Source organism: Pseudomonas sp. Z003-0.4C(8344-21) (assembly GCF_900104975.1).
Lineage (GTDB): Bacteria > Pseudomonadota > Gammaproteobacteria > Pseudomonadales > Pseudomonadaceae > Aquipseudomonas > Aquipseudomonas granadensis.
Map to the genome: position 1 here is coordinate 1,795,640 of NZ_LT629756.1, position 15,347 is coordinate 1,810,986.

Below are 15,347 nucleotides of genomic sequence, written 5' to 3' on the forward strand. Positions count from 1 at the left end.
TCAGCCGAACAATCGCGGGGCGCCAAAATGAACAAACTGGAACTGCTGCGCACCTTCGTGCGGGTCAGCGAACTGTCGAGTTTCACCCTCGCCGGCGAAAGCCTGGGCCTGCCGCGCTCGACCGTGTCCGAGCATGTGCAGGCGCTGGAAGCCCTGCTTGGCACGCGCTTGTTGCAGCGCACCACGCGCAAGGTGCAAGCGACTCAGGACGGCTTGGTCCTGTACGAGCGCAGCAAGGATCTGCTGTCGCACATGGACGAGATTGAAGGCTTGTTCCGCCAGGACGAGGCCTCGCTGAGCGGGCGCATCCGTGTCGACATGCCGAACATTCTCGCCCGGCGCCTGGTCATGCCGCGCCTGCCGCAGTTCATGGCGCGGCATCCGAACCTGCAGATGGAAATCAGCAGCACCGACCGCCGCGTCGACCTGCTCAGCGAAGGTTTCGATTGCGTGCTGCGCGTCGGCGCGCAACCGGATCAATCGGTGGTGGCGCGGCACCTCGGCGACTTTTCGATGATCAACTGCGCCAGCCCCGCGTACCTCGAGCGCTACGGCGTGCCGCAAACCCTGGAAGACCTCGCGCAGCATCGGCTGGTGCATTACGTCGGCGTGCTGGGCTCGCGTTCGGAAGGTTTCGTCTACGAAGAGGGCGGGCAGGTGCGACGCTTGCCGATGGCCGGCAGCATCACGGTCAACAGCACCGACGCCTACGAGTCGGCGTGCCTCGGTGGTTTCGGCCTGACTCAGGTACCGCGCACCGGCATGCAGCCGCATCTGGAAAACGGCGAACTGGTTACCGTGCTGCCGCAATACACCGCACCGGCGATGGCGATTTCATTGCTGTACGCGCGGCAACGGCATTTACCGCTGCGGGTGCGGGTGTTCATGGATTGGCTGGGGGAGGTGGTTCGGTCGACGCTTTGATGGGTCACCACAATCAAATGTAGGAGTGAGCCTGCTCGCGATAGCGGTGTGTCAGTCACATCTGTATCGACTGAAAGGACGCTATCGCGAGCAGGCTCACTCCTACAGGGGATTTGTATTGGTTTAGAAGATCTGGGTGAACAACCAATACAGACTGCCCGACAGCAGGATCGCCGCCGGCAAGGTCAGCACCCACGCCATCAGCAAATTGCGGATGGTCTTCATCTGCAACCCGCCGCCATTGGCGACCATGGTCCCGGCCACACCGGACGACAGCACATGGGTGGTCGAGACCGGCAAGCCAAACATGTCCGCCGCGCCGATGGTCAGCATCGCCACGGTTTCCGCCGAGGCACCTTGCGCATAAGTCAGGTGGGTCTTGCCGATTTTCTCGCCGACGGTCACCACGATGCGTTTCCAGCCGACCATGGTGCCAAGCCCCAGCGCAATGGCCACGGCGATCTTCACCCACAGCGGAATGAACCGGGTCGCGTTATCGATCTGCTGTTTGAACAGCTGCAATTTGCTGCTGGTGTCAGCGTCGAAATTGCCGACCTTGTTCTTGTCCATCAAGCGAATGCTTTCGCTGGCCAGGTACATGTCGTTACGCACGTTGCCCATGGCTTCGGCAGGCACTTTGGCCAGCGAACCGTAGCCTCTGACTTGCTCACCGATGTGTCCGGTCAGCGCGGCGAGGGCCGGAATCAGTTGCGGCGTGGCTTCCTTGCTGCGCACGTAATCGGAAAGGACCGGTCGCGGATCGGCCGGTGCCGGCAGCGGTGAGCTTTTCACCAGCGCCTGCTGGGTGACTTGCGCCACCGCGGCGAACTGCAGCGATTGTTCTTCCGGCATGGTGCGGTTCAAGGCGTAGGCCATCGGCAAGGTGCCGACCAGAATCAGCATGATCAGGCCCATGCCTTTCTGCCCGTCGTTGGAGCCATGGGCGAATGACACGCCGGTACAGGTGGCGATCAGCAAACCGCGAATCCACAGCGGCGGCGGGGTGTTGCCCTCGGGTGCCTTGTACAGCGAGCGATTCTTGACGAAGGCGCGCAGCGCCAGCAGCAACAGCGCGGCGCAACCGAAACCCACCAGCGGCGACAGCAGCAAGGCGTAACCGATCTTGGTCGCCTGCGCCCAGTCGACACCACTGGTGCCGTCGCGGCCGTGCATCAGCGCATTGGCCACACCGACGCCGATGATCGAGCCGATCAGCGTGTGCGAAGACGACGCCGGCAAGCCCAGCCACCAGGTGCCGAGGTTCCACAGAATGGCGGCGATCAGCAAAGCGAAAATCATCGCAAACCCAGCCGACGAACCGACCTGCAGGATCAACTCCACCGGCAACAGCGCGATGATGCCGAACGCCACCGCGCCGCTGGAAAGCAGCACGCCGAGGAAGTTGAAAAAGCCCGACCAGACCACCGCCACATTCGGCGGCAGCGAGTGGGTGTAGATCACCGTCGCCACCGCGTTGGCCGTATCGTGGAAACCGTTGACGAACTCGAAGCCCAGCGCAATCAGCAGCGCTACGCCGAGCAGCAGAAACGGCGTCCAGGTGGTGACCACCGTGCCGAGTTCGTGCATGTCGTGCATCAGGCTGTAGGCGGTGAACAGCATGCCCATGGCCAGTACGGCGAAAAAGATCACGTAGGTGAACGGGCCGGGTTTCTTGTCCAGCGCGGGCCGGCCGCTGGCGGCAGGGGCGGGGCTGGCGGTCAGGGAGGGAGTAGCCATGAGCGGACAATCCTGAGCGAGGGAAGGAATGTCGCCCATGATCGTTGCAGAATGTTACAGAGAGACTGCGGCAGATCAGTGTTTGCCTGATTAGTCTGACCATTGATCTTGATAACGCCGAAGTCCCCTGTGGGAGCTGGCTTGCCAGCGATAGCGTCAGGTCAGTCAACATCCATGTTGAATGTCAGTCCGCCATCGCTGGCAAGCCAGCTCCCACAGGGGAACGGTGGCATATGTGGTCAATAATCCCCACGCTTGCGAAACGCCCAGCGCCCGGCGATCACGGTGAATGTCGCCACCAGCGCGACCAGTACCCAGAACCCGTGCGGGTCCTGCGACAACGGCACGCCGCCGACATTCATGCCGAAGAAACCGGCGATGATGTTGATCGGCAGCGCCAGTACCGTCACCACGGTCAGGGTAAACAGCGTGCGGTTGCTCTGTTCGTTGAGGTTGGCGGCGATCTCTTCCTGAAGCAATTTGATTCGTTCACCGAGGGCGGTGAGGTCGTTGATGATCAGCGCGAACTCCTCGGTAGACTTGCGCAACTCCTTCACGTCCTCCTTCTGCAACCACGGCGGCGGACGGTTGAGCAGGCGCAGCAGCGAACCCGGTTCCAGCGCCAGCAAGCGTTGCAGGCGCACCAGCACGCGGCGGTTGGCGCCGAGTTCGGCACGGTTGGTCGACAACCGCGAGGAGAGCAATTCGTCCTCGATCTGATCGACGCTCAGGCTGGTTTTGCGCACGATCTGCGTCAGCACCTCGCCCTGATCGCGCAGCAGATGCACGAGCAATTCCGACGGCGACCGAAAGCGCTCGCCGGCCTTCACCGACGAGCGCAATTTGTCCACCGAGTGCAACGGTTGCAGGCGTGCGCTGACGATCAGTTTGCTGCGCACACAAACCCACAGCGTCGATACGTCCGAGGAGACCATGCTGCTGAGGTTGAACACCACATCGTTGACCACCGCCAGCAATGCCGAGTCGACATGCTCGATGCGCGTCGAACGCGAGCCCTCATGCAGCGCTTCGAAAAATTCTTCCGGCAATTGCAGATGACTTTTCATCCAGCGCTCGCACGCTGCGTGGGCCAGGTTCAAGTGCAGCCAGAGGAATTCGCCGCTGTCGCTGTCGTCCTGCAAACAGCGCAAAGCCGTTGCTGAATCGACTTCGCGCCCGCGTTCGCCGGGCAGAAAACGAAAGCCATAGAGCAAACCGAACAGGTCTGGATCGCGATGGCTGATATCGAGGCTGTGGTTCATGGCGGCTCGCTGCGAGGAGGGCGGCTGATGCGGGTTTTACAGGTTCACCTGAGCGGCATCATCGCAATGTCACATGACCGTTATGTGACAGTAAAACGGCGTCAAATCAATGCCTTACCGGCTGTCGGAAGTTTCTCAAGAAGGGCTCTGGCACGCCGATCTCAGCTGAGTTAGGTTGCGCGCCATCGGCTTTGAGCCGAGGTTCGCCGACAGGGAGGTCCGGCCATTTTTCACGCTCGTTCCGGGCGTGCTCCACCCCTGTCGTGAGTATCTTCGATGCTGCAAAAATCCCTGAGAGCGCAAATGCTCGCCCTGTTGAGTGGCAGTCTGCTGGCGGTGCTGTTGATCGCGCTGGCCTGCTTCCATTTCCTGTCCAATGGCGTACAGAGTTACAGCCAGTTGCTCGCCGGGCCGTTGCACACCTCGCAACTGATCGACGAAGCCAACCTGCAATTCAAAGTGCAGGTGCAGGAATGGAAAAACGTCTTGCTGCGCGGCAAGCAGCCGGCGGATCTGGCCAAGTACTGGGGCCAGTTCGAAGAGCGTCAGCGCGACGTGCAGAAAATCCTCGGTGAACTGGCCAGCCAGAGCGGCATCGAGCCGAGCCTGAAATCCCGCATCGAACGCCTGCGTGACGAACACCGCCAACTCGGCGCGGCCTATCAGAAGGGCCGCGATGCGTATGTCGCTGCCGGCGGTGATCCGGCGGCGGGCGACGCGGCAGTCAAAGGTGTCGACCGTGCGACCAGCGATCAAATGAGCGAACTGGTAACTGAACTACGCCAGCAGGGCACCGAGCAGTCGGCGCTGATCAGTGCCGGCGCCGATCGCACTGTGTGGATCGGCTTGCTGGTGATGCTGGCGTCGGGGCTGTTGATCGGCCTGCTGAGCCTGTGGCTGGTCAACCGCAACCTGGTCGAGCCGATCCGCAAACTCATCGACTATGTGAGCCAATTGAGTCGCGGCCAGCTCGCTGCGCGTGTGACCAACGAGCGGCAGGACGAGCTGGGCAATCTCGCCACTGCGGCGAACACCTTGCGCGATTTCCTCGCCGACACCTTCACCCGTTTGCAGCGCAGTGCCAGCGATCTGGACAGCGCCAGCGGTGAGCTGAACGCCATCGCCACAACCATGGCCGGCGGCACCAACGAGCAATTCAACCGCACCGATCAAGTGGCCACGGCGATGAACGAAATGTCCGCCACCGCCCAGGAAGTCGCGCGCCACGCCGCTGATGCCGCACGCGCTGCTGACGATGCCGATCAGTCGGCGCAACAGGGCGAGAAGGTCATGCAGACCACCATCCATTCGATCACCCAGATGCGCGGCGAAATTGCCAACACCGCCACCGTGATCCGCCGTCTTGAAGCCGATAGCGGGCGCATCGGCAAGGTATTGGAAGTGATTCGCGGCATCGCCGAACAGACCAACCTGCTCGCGCTCAACGCCGCCATCGAAGCGGCACGCGCCGGTGAGGCCGGGCGTGGGTTTGCCGTAGTCGCCGACGAAGTGCGTAACCTCGCGCAGCGCACGGCGGAGTCGATCATCGAGATCAACCAGATCATCCAGAGTGTGCAGACCGGCGCGGTAGACGCTGCGCATGCCATCGACAACGGCCAGGCACGCAGCGATGAAAGCGTCGAGCAAGTGACCCAGGCTGGCGCGATGCTCGAGCGCATCACCCATGCGGTGGAAGCGATTCGCGACATGAACCGGCAGATCGCTACCGCGGCTGAGGAGCAGACTTCGGTGGCCGAAGACATCTCGCGCAACCTCACCGAGATCACCGCGATTGCCAGCACCAACCTGGATAATGTGCAGCGCACCGAGAGTGCCAGCCAGAATCTGCACGGTTTGTCGGGGCAGTTGAATGAAGTGACGGCGCGGTTGAGTGCTTGATTGGTTTGGGGCGTGGTACGTCAGTTTTTTCGGCGTGATGGCTTGCCCCTCACCCTAGCCCTCTCCCACGGGAGAGGGGACTGACCGCGGTGTGTGTTGGACATACGCCGACCTAAGATATCGAGTCGAACTCAGGTTTGAGCGGCCCGCAAATCGGCTCCCTCTCCTGGGGGAGAGGGCTGGGGTGAGGGGGAATCGATTTCCCAGTCACCCCAACTCACGCCAACCCCAGCCACAAAAAAGCCGCACGATCATTAGATCGTGCGGCTCTTTACCAGCGCTCTATCAAGTATCTTGCTTGTTGCTCAACACCTTGCCGGTAGTTGCATCAAAGTCCACATCGAACTCTTTGCCGTCAGCGGTCTTGAGTTCAACTTCATACTCATAACCGTTGAAGTGGTTATCCAGGTCCGTGTCAGTAATAGTCGCACCCGGATGCAGTTTCAGCGCTTCGGCGTTCATCGATTCCAGCGACTTGATCTTGCCGTCTTTCACCAGTTGCGGGATCTGGTCGATGCGTACGTCGGCCTGAGCCAGGCCAGCGGTAAGGGTCAGGGCAGCGGCGGTAAACAGGGCAGTCAAAGTTTTCATCGGTTCATTCCTTGGTTGTGCGTTGAAGTGGTTGATCTGTGTAAGTGAGTTCAGATTAACCAGCGCAACTTAATTCACCCTTAAATCTCTGCCTCGCGATAAAACTACTCTTTGTGAGCGAGCCTGCTCGCGAAGCAGGCGACTCGATAACGAATCAGAAACCGTTCTTCTTCAAAACTTCATCAACACTGCCAGCCGCCGGGCGCTTATAAAATTTCAACAGTTCACTGGCGCGGTTGGTAAAGATGCCATCGACACCGGCCGCCATGACTTTCTCGTAATCCACCGGCTCATCGACGGTGTAGACGTGCACGAGCATGCCCTGATCATGGGTGTACTGATTCATCCACGGCTGCACCAGATCCGAATAACTCTGGTCACCGCCATGGGTCAGCTTGGCCGACGGACCCGTACCGATAGCGCCCTGGGCATTGGCGAAGTCGACCCACTGCTTGAATTCAGCTTCGGACTTCGGTTCCTGTTTACCGTAGAAAACGTTCTTGTCCTTTTCACCGGAAGCGGCAAAGGTCACGTTCGATTTCGGCTCGATGCTGCCTTCGCCGACCCACAACAGCAGGATCTTCGGCACTTGCGGCATTTCCTTTTCCAGCAATTGCAGGCTGTTCTTGTCGAACGTCTGCAGGATCACCTTGCCTTTGCCCTGGCCGACGCCGAGCGCGCTTTTCGCCAGTTTCGAACCGGCCGGGCTCAGCCAGCCGCGGTCCTGCAGTTTTTCCTTGAGGTCATGTTCGATGCCGGGGAACAGCTGCGGCTCTTTGGTTTCGATGTACAGGCCCGGCTTGTGCTGTGGATTGGCGCGGGCGATGTCGATGATTTCATCGAGGGTCAGAATCTTTAGCCCGGTGTAGGACGGGCGCGCGCGATCCGGGTACTTGGTGTTGAACCAGCTACCGGCGTCGAGGGTTTTCAGTTCGGCCATGGTGAACGCGGTGGCCGGGCTGTCCTTGCGCTCCGGAAATTTGCTCGCAACGTCGGTGGTGCGCTGCAGATTGTCATCGTGCAGGGCGAACAACACACCGTCCTTGCTGCGCTGCAAATCCAGTTCCAGATAGTCGGCGCCCAAGTCGCGGGCCAGTCGATAAGCGGCGGCGGTGGATTCCGGCGCATCGAACGATGCGCCACGGTGAGCGATTACTGCCGGGTGCGGAATGCCGTGGGCTGCGGCAATGGCTTCAGGATCGCTGTGGCTGGCGGCCTGCGCCTGACCGAGGCCGAGCAGCAGACTCAGGACCAAAGCGCTTTTGGTAAAAGTAGCGGGCATGTTCGAGTTCCTTTCGCAGGCAATTTCAAAGAGCACTGTTTTAACAACTGAAGCGCTCGGGTGCCAGCGCAGGACCGACATAAACGTATTAAAAGCGAATTTTCCTGCACGTTTGTGGCGCCGTTTGCAGTACGCTAGCCCTCGGCAGACACCCCGGCAGAGGGTGCGCCGCTCAGTGGCCTGCGTGTAAACCATCGATCATCATTCGCGAGGTTTACCATGCGCATCACCTCCCAACTCATCTGCCAGGCCGCCGACGACCTCAAGGGCTTCGTTGGCCTGAACCGCAAGACCGGTCAATACATCGTCAGATTCAGCGAAGATGCCTTCGGCATGGACGTCGCCGACGACGGCGTTATCCCCGCCAGCGAATTCGTCTGGGCCCCCACGACCGAACAGACCATGACCCTTAAACGCGAGTTGATCCAGTTGCTGCTGGATCAACACATCGACGACCGGATCAACATCACCGAAGCGCTGCGCGTTTACATGAGCAAGGTGCAAGTGCCGGAGATCGTCGCGGTGCGCAGTCTGGTGCGGGGCTGAAGCCTTGCGGTGAACCGGTTGCCGCCATCGCCAGCAGGCTGGCTCCTACAGGGTTTTGTGCGCGCCAGGTATCCCTTGTGGTGCCAGCCTGCTGGCGATGGCGGCTTGCTGGGCGCCGCCATCCTTAATGCCCGAATGCATACTCGCGCTCAATCCGGCACACCCGAGTGCTGAACTCCGAATACCACTGCGAGCGTCCACGCGCCTGAATCGCCCGGTGCTCGGGGTGATCTCGCCACGCCAGAATTGCCGCCTCGCTCCGCCAATACGACACGGTGATGCCAATGCCGTCCGCGCCTCGAACCGATTCCATCCCGAGAAACCCTGGCTGATCACGCGCCAACTCGACCATGCGTTGCGCCGCAGCGGCATAACCATTGTCACCTTCGGTTCGGGTCGAAGTAAAAATCACCGCAAAGCAGGCAGGCATCAACGTGGCTCCAGGCAGGCTTCGATAAGTGCGCGTACCAGCGGCGGCGTTTGCCCTTTAAGCGCTGCACGTTCCGGCTGAAACAACGTCGCGACAAAGAACCGGTGACCCGTTAGCTCAACCGCACGCAAATCCCCGGCTGAATCGTGGCCGACTGCTTGAAGCTGATCGCTTAAGAGTCGCTCTGTGAACTGCGGATTCACCCCATAACGGCAGCGATAACCTTCATGAATTTCAGCCGTTTCGTACGCCTTGGCGATCAACGAGCCAGGCACGAGATGAATGCGGTCCACTGCTTCGACCAGCGAACACGTCAGTGGCGTAAGCAATGCGCGCCCGGACTCCGGCGAGGTTTCACCATGTGCCGCATCGGCCCAGCCCAGCACATTGCGTGAATATTCCAGCACGGCATGCTGAAAACCGCCGCAAGTGCCGAGGAAAGGGCGCTGTTGTTCGCGGGCGAAACGGATTGCGCGCAAGGCGCCGGCTTCGCTTTTGTAAGGACTGGCCGGCACGCACCAGAAACCGTCGAAGGCGTGCAGCGGCGTATCGGCGTGGATCTGCTCGGTGGGCAACCATTTCAATTGCACATCGCGCTCAAGCTGTTCGGCAACCAGCCCGAGGGCGACGGGAATCGCCTGATGGGCGGTGACTTGCGGGTCGTGATCGCCGATCAGGGCGATGCGGATGGCGCTGCGTTCCATGGGATGTCCCTGCGCTTGTCGATTGATGGCGCTCACTATAGATTGGCGTCCACGCACTCAATATTGGCATTTGCCCAAGTGATCAATGCAGCTACGCACTATCGGATCGACTACCCGGATCTGGCGCTGATTCTTGCTCTGATTCGTGCCGGCTCTCTGGGCCGTGCTTCACAGTTGTTGAAGGTTGACGTATCGACCGTGTTCCGCGCGGTGCGCCGGCTTGAATCTGCGCTAGGCCAGCAACTGTTCGAAAAAAGCCGTGCCGGCTACTTGCCGACGACCCTCGCACGAACCCTGGCCGAGCAGGCCGAGCGCGCCGAACAGGCGTTGGAAGCCGCGCGCGTGGGCGTGGAGCAGGGCGGCGAAGTGATCAGCGGCACGGTTCGACTGACCTGTACCGATTCCGTGTTACACAGCCTGCTGCTACCGGCGTTGGCGCAGTTCATGCCCAAATACCCGGCGCTGACTCTCGAATTGAGCACGTCCAATGACTTCGCCAACCTCAGCCGGCGCGATGCCGATATCGCTTTGCGCCTGACGCGCACACCGCCCGAGCACCTGATCGGCCGGCAACTGGCGAAGGTTGTTTACCGGGTCTGCGCCAGTGAAAGTTATATGCAGAACATCGATGCGTCGGATCTCGCGGCGCTGACCTGGATCGCTCCGGACGACTTTCTGCCCGATCACCCGAGCGTTGTCTGGCGCCGCCAGCAGTTGCCTGGAGTGACGCCGGCTTATCGTTGCAACAGCATGCTTGCGGTGACGCAACTGGTGCGGGCCGGACTCGGCGTGGCGGCGTTGCCGGACTTTCTGATGGGCGATGGCCTACAGGCGTTGGGTGAGCCGTTGCACGGCTATGACAGCGCCTTATGGCTGCTGACCCGACCCGATTGCCGAGCGTTGCGCTCGGTGGTCACGCTGTTTGATGAACTGGGGCAGGCGTTGCGCGTGGCGTAATCAGCGCCAGCTTTTATTGCAAGCCCGCCCTAATGGCTCGGTGGTTGAATACCCAAGGTCTGGTCAACTCAATTGCTGTGGGAGCGAGCTTGCTCGCGAAAGCAGCGACGCGGTTTACCTTTCTTGCATCAGGCTCACCCCGGCGCCCGCTCATTGGCAAACATGCTCACCGCTTCCACCGCTTCACTGGCGCCATCGCGAATCTGCAGGATCACCGTGCCCGCCTGATTGGCCAGCTCGACCCCTTCCGCTGCGCGGCCGCGGGTGCCTTCCATACTCTTGATGGCCTGGCGGGTTTCGCTCTGGATCAGGCCGATCATGTTGGAAATCTCCGCGGTCGAGCCGCTGGTGCGGCCGGCCAACAGTCGCACCTCGTCGGCAACCACGGCAAAACCACGGCCCTGTTCACCGGCGCGAGCGGCTTCGATGGCGGCGTTGAGCGCGAGCAAATTGGTCTGGTCGGCAATCGCACGGATGGTGTTGACGATGGCGGTAATCTGTTCGGAGCGTTCGCCCAGTTGCGCAATCAACGTTGATGACTGGGCGATGTCTTCGGCGATTTCGCGCATTTCGCTGGCGGCTTGCTGGATCACCTGCGTGCCTTGCTCAGCGACTTTACGGGTCGCCACCGAGATGTGATAAGCCGCGCTGGCGCTTCGTGCATCCTGCTCATGCTGGACGACACGGGCGGTGACGTCGGAGGCGAACTTGACCACTTTGCACAAGCGCCCGGCGGCGTCGTAGACCGGGTTGTAGTTGGCTTCGAGCCAAACCGTTTGCCCGCGTTTATCGACGCGTTCAAACAATCCGTGAAAAAGCTCACCCTGATTCAAGCGACGCCAGAAATCCTGATACGCACCGCTGTTGACCAACTCCGAGGTGCAGAACAAACGGTGATGTTTACCTTTCAGTTCGGCGAGTGTGTAACCCATGCGCGTCAGAAAATTCTGGTTGGCGGTGAGGACATTGCCCTCAAGGTCGAACTCGATCACGGCCATCGCCCGGTCAATGGCTTGAAGCTTGGCGTTGGCTTCGCTTTCCTGTTGCACCTTGGCGGTCACGTCCATGGCGTACTTGACCACTTTCACCACGCGTCCCGACGCATCCTTGATCGGGTTGTAGCTGGCTTCGAGCCAGATCGGCTGACCCTGGCTGTTGATCCGCTCAAACGTGCCGGACTGAAACTGGCCATTCTTCAGGCGCGACCACAGTTCAGTGTATTGCGCGCTGCGGCCGAATTCCGGTGTGCAGAAACGCCGATGCGGCTGACCGATGGCTTGCTCGGCGGTGTAGCCCATGGTTTTGAGGAAGTTGTCGTTGGCGCGCATCACCACGCCCTCCAGATCAAATTCGATCACCGCCATCGAGCGATTGATCGCATCGAGCAGGCCGGATTGTTCAGTGAGGGTGCGCTGAAGGTCGTCGATGATGGATTTTTGGCGATTGAAGAACATGCTCGCAGTACTCTGGAAATTGGGAAGATCAAGGATTCAGTCCCTATTACCGCGCCGGCAGACCGAATGCGCGGGGCGGCATTCGGTGGTGACTGCTCAATGCCAGCGGTCCTTAGCTGGCAGAGTGCTACTTATACAAAAAATCACAAACTTGTACAAGAAGGTGATTTTTTATAATTTTGTATAAGTTTTATGGGGGTCGACCAATCGGTCAGCAATTTGCCGGATGGCGTCTCGAATGGCTACAAGCCTTGCGGAGCGGGATTATAAGCATGTTGTCGGCATGATCCGGAGCTTTACGGGCATTCTTGTACAACATGCGAAGCGGTTTGCACCGATACTCAGGCGCACTGGAACCGGAACAATCTGCGCAAGATTGTTCCTGAAATACGTTTCAGGAATGTGGTGGGGCCAACCGTTCGTCGGCCGCGCTAGTTCGGCAGTAAGTTCACACCTGATAGCGCGCCAGAAACATCTCCAGCGCTGACTCGGCCACGGTCTGCTGAGTCTCCGCATCCAGCGCGGTGCGCCCCATCGATATCTGTGGCCAGAAACCAAAGGCCTTCAGCAGTCCCTGGACCTGATGCGCAGCAAATTCCGGATCGACCGCTTTCAAACGACCATCGGCCTGCGCCGCACGAATCCATACAGTCAGTGCTTCTTCGCGCTCGCCCATGCGCTCGATCATGTTCTGCGCGCGCTCGGGCGAGTGGATGGTCGCCGCGATCGCCACACGTGCCAGCGTCAGAAAGTTTTCGTCGGCCATCATCTGCACTTTTGCCTGGAGCAGCGGCCACAGCTGCTCGCGCAACGGCAGATCGCGGCGGTAGGCGACTGACTGCTCGGCACTGATGCGCGCCCACAATTGATTGAGGATTTCCGCGAACAGCTCTTCCTTGCTGGGGAAGTGGTTGTACACCGTGCGCTTCGACACGCCAGCGCTTGCAGCGATCTTATCCATGCTGGTGATCTCGAACCCGTGTGCACGGAATTCGGCAATCGCCGCCTGGATAATGGCTGCACGTTTACGCTCGGTGAGGCGCTGGGGAGCTGTCATAAGGTCGCTTAAGCAAAAAAGAGGAAATTACACTTGGCAGTTTACTTGGCGGCAGCTTTGATGCAACCTAGAAACTACACCCGTCAGTGTAATGTTGCGTTAATCCTCGCCGCTTACAAAACCGACAGTTCGGCCTCTGCGTGCAGCCTGGCCATCAACCGTCCCACCGTTGGAAAGCCGTGTAATGCGCGGTATTCCGGAGTCATTCAGTCATGGCCGATCCAGTCTCGCTCACGGATAACACTTCCACGCCTGAAGCCTCGCGCCAGGATCAAGGGCTGTTCCGCAATCACGCACCGGTACAACGCGAAGGCCTGCGCAAAATGCTGCGGATCCTGTGGAACATGATCTTCCATAAACCGCGCACTACCCGGCCCAGCGCCGCGATCCCGGTGCAAGCGCTGACCCGCGAAGATCTGCTGGCCGCACCGAACCACAGCGTTTATCGCCTCGGCCACTCGACCCTGCTGCTGAAAATGCGCGACAAATTCTGGATCACCGACCCGGTGTTCGCCGAGCGCGCATCACCGGTGCAGTGGGCCGGCCCGAAACGCTTTCACCAGCCGCCGATCAGCATCGACCAGTTGCCGCCGATCGAAGCGGTGATCCTGTCCCACAACCATTACGATCACCTCGATTACGCAGCCGTGCTCAGACTGGCGGCGAAAACCAACCTGTTCCTCACTCCGCTGGGCGTCGGCGATACCCTGATCAAATGGGGCATCGAAGCCAGCAAAGTCCGCCAGTACGACTGGTGGCAGGGCGCGGAAATCGCCGGTATTCGCTTCGTCGCCACGCCGTCGCAGCACTTCTCCGGTCGCGGTTTGTTCGATGGCAACAGCACGCTGTGGGCGTCCTGGGTGATGATCGACGGCGACACCCGCATCTTCTTCAGCGGCGACAGCGGTTACTTCGACGGCTTCAAACGCATCGGCGAACAGTACGGCCCGTTCGACCTGACCCTGATGGAAACCGGCGCCTACAACGTCGAATGGCCACACGTGCACATGCAGCCAGAAGAAACCCTGCAAGCGCACATCGACCTCAAGGGCCGCTGGCTCTTCCCGATCCACAACGGCACCTTCGACCTCGCCATGCACGCCTGGCACGAACCCTTCGACCGCATCCTCGCCCTGGCCTGGGAACGCAGCGTCGCCATCACCACTCCGCAGATGGGCGAAGCGTTCAACATCGCTCAACCGCAACGCGGCAGTGCGTGGTGGCTGGCGGTTGAAGGGGAGGGTGAGGTGGTTGCGCAGAATGCATGATGGGTTGAAGTCGGTTCGCACCTATGGCGAACCGACTTATTCAGCCATTGCATATTCCCCACGCTCCAGGCTTTCCGATGCCGCCGCTCGAACACTCGCACTACGCCCCGGCCTGAATCCCGGAAAAAACACCAACCCCAGCGCCTCAAATCGATAAGCCAGCGCCAGCCGCGCTGCGTCCGCCACCTCTTGCTGCGCCTCGAACCGTTGAATGTCTTCAACCGGCACCTGCGCCTCGCGCGATAGTTGTTCCACGCTCCAGCCCAGCATCGCTCGGGCCTGGACGCAGTGCGTCGGGGTGAACTGGAAAAGGGCAATGCGTTCGAGAATGTGGTTCATCGCAAGAGAGGCCATGGTGTGCTCCGGGCTCAAAAGTGCTGATTGAAAATGTACTGTGTTTTTGTACAGTTGTTTTCGGCCGGGATCAAACGCATTTTTAGATTTGCCCTACTTCGCCGCCTCCAACCAGACGGACGGTGCCTGACCAAGCACGCGCCGGAACATCGTCGAGAACGCCGCCGGGCTTTCATAGCCGAAGTCCAGCGCAATGCGCGTGACCGCCTCGCCCTCGGCCAGTCGCGCCAGCGCCAGCACTACGCAGGCCTGCTGCCGCCACTGACGAAAGCTGAGCCCGGTCTGCTGCCGAAACAATCTGTTAAAGGTGCGTAAGCTTATGTGTATCTGCTCGGCCCAATACTGCGGGGATTGGTGTGCGTTGGGCTTGTTCAGAAAGGTCTGACACAGACTGAGGAGCTTTCCTTCGGCTGGCATAGGGATATGTAGGGGCAGCACCTCACTGCGTGTCAGCTCATGCAACAACAAGTCGAACAGCGCGCCGTCACGTCCTTCCCGGTCGTACATCAGCGGCGCTGCCACTGCTTCCATCAACAAATGGCGCATCAACGGCGACACGCTGATCACTTGGCAGCGCTGGCCCAGATCCACCGCGCCGGGCTCGATATACACACTGCGCGTGCTGACCCCGAGCATCAACACCTCATGCGCCACCCCCGGCGGAATCCACACCGCCCGCTGCGGCGGCACCACCCAATTGCCGTCATGGGTGCGCACCTGCATCACGCCGGTCGCGCCGTACAACAACTGCGCGCGCCGATGTGTATGAAAAGGCAGTAGGTGACCGTGGGAATAATCCGTACCGAGCGCCACCACCTTGCGCGGTGTGTCATCCAATTCGTTGATCGAAACATTGCGCATGTGCTTCTTCCGGTGGTTGGC

General features: G+C 60.2%; 15 protein-coding genes. 5 read left to right on the forward strand and 10 right to left on the reverse strand.

Annotated elements, in window-relative coordinates:
* Positions 1–27: 27 nt before the first annotated feature.
* Positions 28–924: a LysR family transcriptional regulator gene (locus BLU24_RS08305; protein WP_093106529.1), complete on the forward strand. Its 897-nt coding sequence runs from the start codon at positions 28–30 to the stop codon at positions 922–924.
* Positions 925–1,047: 123 nt separating this feature from the next.
* Here BLU24_RS08305 and BLU24_RS08310 read toward each other — a convergent pair whose 3' ends face one another.
* Complete coding sequence (locus BLU24_RS08310; protein WP_090285471.1) at positions 1,048–2,661, reverse strand: inorganic phosphate transporter; 1,614 nt, start codon at positions 2,659–2,661, stop codon at positions 1,048–1,050.
* A gap of 239 nt (positions 2,662–2,900) precedes the next feature.
* Complete coding sequence (locus tag BLU24_RS08315; protein WP_090285469.1) at positions 2,901–3,923, reverse strand: transporter; 1,023 nt, start codon at positions 3,921–3,923, stop codon at positions 2,901–2,903.
* Positions 3,924–4,199: 276 nt separating this feature from the next.
* Between BLU24_RS08315 and BLU24_RS08320 the strand changes: the two genes are divergently transcribed.
* Complete coding sequence (locus BLU24_RS08320) at positions 4,200–5,822, forward strand: methyl-accepting chemotaxis protein (RefSeq protein WP_090285467.1); 1,623 nt, start codon at positions 4,200–4,202, stop codon at positions 5,820–5,822.
* Positions 5,823–6,107: 285 nt separating this feature from the next.
* Here BLU24_RS08320 and BLU24_RS08325 read toward each other — a convergent pair whose 3' ends face one another.
* On the reverse strand, positions 6,108–6,413 hold the full coding sequence (locus BLU24_RS08325) for a PepSY domain-containing protein (protein ID WP_030142484.1): 306 nt from the start codon (positions 6,411–6,413) through the stop codon (positions 6,108–6,110).
* Positions 6,414–6,567: 154 nt separating this feature from the next.
* Positions 6,568–7,695, reverse strand: coding sequence for a glycerophosphodiester phosphodiesterase (locus tag BLU24_RS08330; RefSeq protein ID WP_093099145.1), 1,128 nt, complete (start codon positions 7,693–7,695; stop codon positions 6,568–6,570).
* A 219-nt stretch (positions 7,696–7,914) separates the two neighbouring features.
* Here BLU24_RS08330 and BLU24_RS08335 point away from each other — a divergent pair, with 219 nt between their 5' ends.
* Positions 7,915–8,241 (forward strand): DUF2025 family protein, encoded by a 327-nt coding sequence (locus BLU24_RS08335; RefSeq protein ID WP_093099148.1) that lies wholly within the window; start codon positions 7,915–7,917, stop codon positions 8,239–8,241.
* 124 nt (positions 8,242–8,365) lie between these two features.
* On the opposite strand, the gene BLU24_RS08340 is transcribed toward BLU24_RS08335, so the two are convergent.
* On the reverse strand, positions 8,366–8,671 hold the full coding sequence (locus BLU24_RS08340) for an antibiotic biosynthesis monooxygenase family protein (protein ID WP_093099151.1): 306 nt from the start codon (positions 8,669–8,671) through the stop codon (positions 8,366–8,368).
* Positions 8,671–9,375 carry a CTP synthase C-terminal region-related (seleno)protein gene (locus BLU24_RS08345; protein ID WP_093099155.1) on the reverse strand — a complete coding sequence of 235 codons (705 nt, stop codon included), beginning with the start codon at positions 9,373–9,375 and terminating at the stop codon, positions 8,671–8,673. The genes BLU24_RS08340 and BLU24_RS08345 overlap by 1 nt, the downstream gene beginning before the upstream one ends.
* 15 nt (positions 9,376–9,390) lie before the next feature.
* Between BLU24_RS08345 and BLU24_RS08350 the strand changes: the two genes are divergently transcribed.
* Positions 9,391–10,332, forward strand: a complete 942-nt coding sequence (locus tag BLU24_RS08350) for a LysR family transcriptional regulator (protein WP_093106534.1) — start codon at positions 9,391–9,393, stop codon at positions 10,330–10,332.
* 134 nt (positions 10,333–10,466) lie between these two features.
* Here the strand turns inward: BLU24_RS08350 and BLU24_RS08355 are convergent, their stop codons facing one another.
* Both BLU24_RS08355 and BLU24_RS08360 read right to left on the reverse strand, forming a co-directional pair.
* A complete protein-coding gene (locus BLU24_RS08355) occupies positions 10,467–11,786 on the reverse strand; it encodes a methyl-accepting chemotaxis protein (protein ID WP_093099159.1) in 1,320 nt (439 codons plus the stop codon).
* Between the two features lie 448 nt (positions 11,787–12,234).
* The gene (locus tag BLU24_RS08360) at positions 12,235–12,843 is read right to left on the reverse strand and encodes a TetR/AcrR family transcriptional regulator (RefSeq protein ID WP_093099162.1); all 609 of its coding nucleotides are present in this window, start codon (positions 12,841–12,843) and stop codon (positions 12,235–12,237) included.
* 212 nt (positions 12,844–13,055) lie between these two features.
* On the opposite strand from BLU24_RS08360, the gene BLU24_RS08365 reads away from it, so the two are divergent.
* Positions 13,056–14,111 (forward strand): MBL fold metallo-hydrolase, encoded by a 1,056-nt coding sequence (locus tag BLU24_RS08365; RefSeq protein ID WP_093099165.1) that lies wholly within the window; start codon positions 13,056–13,058, stop codon positions 14,109–14,111.
* A 36-nt stretch (positions 14,112–14,147) separates the two neighbouring features.
* Here the strand turns inward: BLU24_RS08365 and BLU24_RS08370 are convergent, their stop codons facing one another.
* Positions 14,148–14,465, reverse strand: coding sequence for a hypothetical protein (locus BLU24_RS08370; protein ID WP_093099168.1), 318 nt, complete (start codon positions 14,463–14,465; stop codon positions 14,148–14,150).
* 93 nt (positions 14,466–14,558) lie between these two features.
* Entirely contained in the window at positions 14,559–15,326 is a 768-nt protein-coding gene (locus BLU24_RS08375) for an AraC family transcriptional regulator (protein ID WP_093099172.1), read from the reverse strand.
* Between the last annotated feature and the right edge of the window lie 21 nt (positions 15,327–15,347).

What these genes read in the sequence shown, in the direction of transcription:
- BLU24_RS08330 (WP_093099145.1), bottom strand. Translation starts at nt 7,695, where the DNA reads ATGCCCGCTACTTTTACCAAAAGCGCTTTGGTCCTGAGTCTGCTGCTC.
- BLU24_RS08310 (WP_090285471.1), bottom strand. Translation starts at nt 2,661, where the DNA reads ATGGCTACTCCCTCCCTGACCGCCAGCCCCGCCCCTGCCGCCAGCGGC.
- BLU24_RS08325 (WP_030142484.1), bottom strand. Translation starts at nt 6,413, where the DNA reads ATGAAAACTTTGACTGCCCTGTTTACCGCCGCTGCCCTGACCCTTACC.
- BLU24_RS08335 (WP_093099148.1), top strand. Translation starts at nt 7,915, where the DNA reads ATGCGCATCACCTCCCAACTCATCTGCCAGGCCGCCGACGACCTCAAG.
- BLU24_RS08365 (WP_093099165.1), top strand. Translation starts at nt 13,056, where the DNA reads ATGGCCGATCCAGTCTCGCTCACGGATAACACTTCCACGCCTGAAGCC.
- BLU24_RS08320 (WP_090285467.1), top strand. Translation starts at nt 4,200, where the DNA reads ATGCTGCAAAAATCCCTGAGAGCGCAAATGCTCGCCCTGTTGAGTGGC.
- BLU24_RS08315 (WP_090285469.1), bottom strand. Translation starts at nt 3,923, where the DNA reads ATGAACCACAGCCTCGATATCAGCCATCGCGATCCAGACCTGTTCGGT.
- BLU24_RS08370 (WP_093099168.1), bottom strand. Translation starts at nt 14,465, where the DNA reads ATGGCCTCTCTTGCGATGAACCACATTCTCGAACGCATTGCCCTTTTC.
- BLU24_RS08340 (WP_093099151.1), bottom strand. Translation starts at nt 8,671, where the DNA reads ATGCCTGCCTGCTTTGCGGTGATTTTTACTTCGACCCGAACCGAAGGT.
- BLU24_RS08305 (WP_093106529.1), top strand. Translation starts at nt 28, where the DNA reads ATGAACAAACTGGAACTGCTGCGCACCTTCGTGCGGGTCAGCGAACTG.
- BLU24_RS08375 (WP_093099172.1), bottom strand. Translation starts at nt 15,326, where the DNA reads ATGCGCAATGTTTCGATCAACGAATTGGATGACACACCGCGCAAGGTG.
- BLU24_RS08345 (WP_093099155.1), bottom strand. Translation starts at nt 9,375, where the DNA reads ATGGAACGCAGCGCCATCCGCATCGCCCTGATCGGCGATCACGACCCG.
- BLU24_RS08355 (WP_093099159.1), bottom strand. Translation starts at nt 11,786, where the DNA reads ATGTTCTTCAATCGCCAAAAATCCATCATCGACGACCTTCAGCGCACC.
- BLU24_RS08360 (WP_093099162.1), bottom strand. Translation starts at nt 12,843, where the DNA reads ATGACAGCTCCCCAGCGCCTCACCGAGCGTAAACGTGCAGCCATTATC.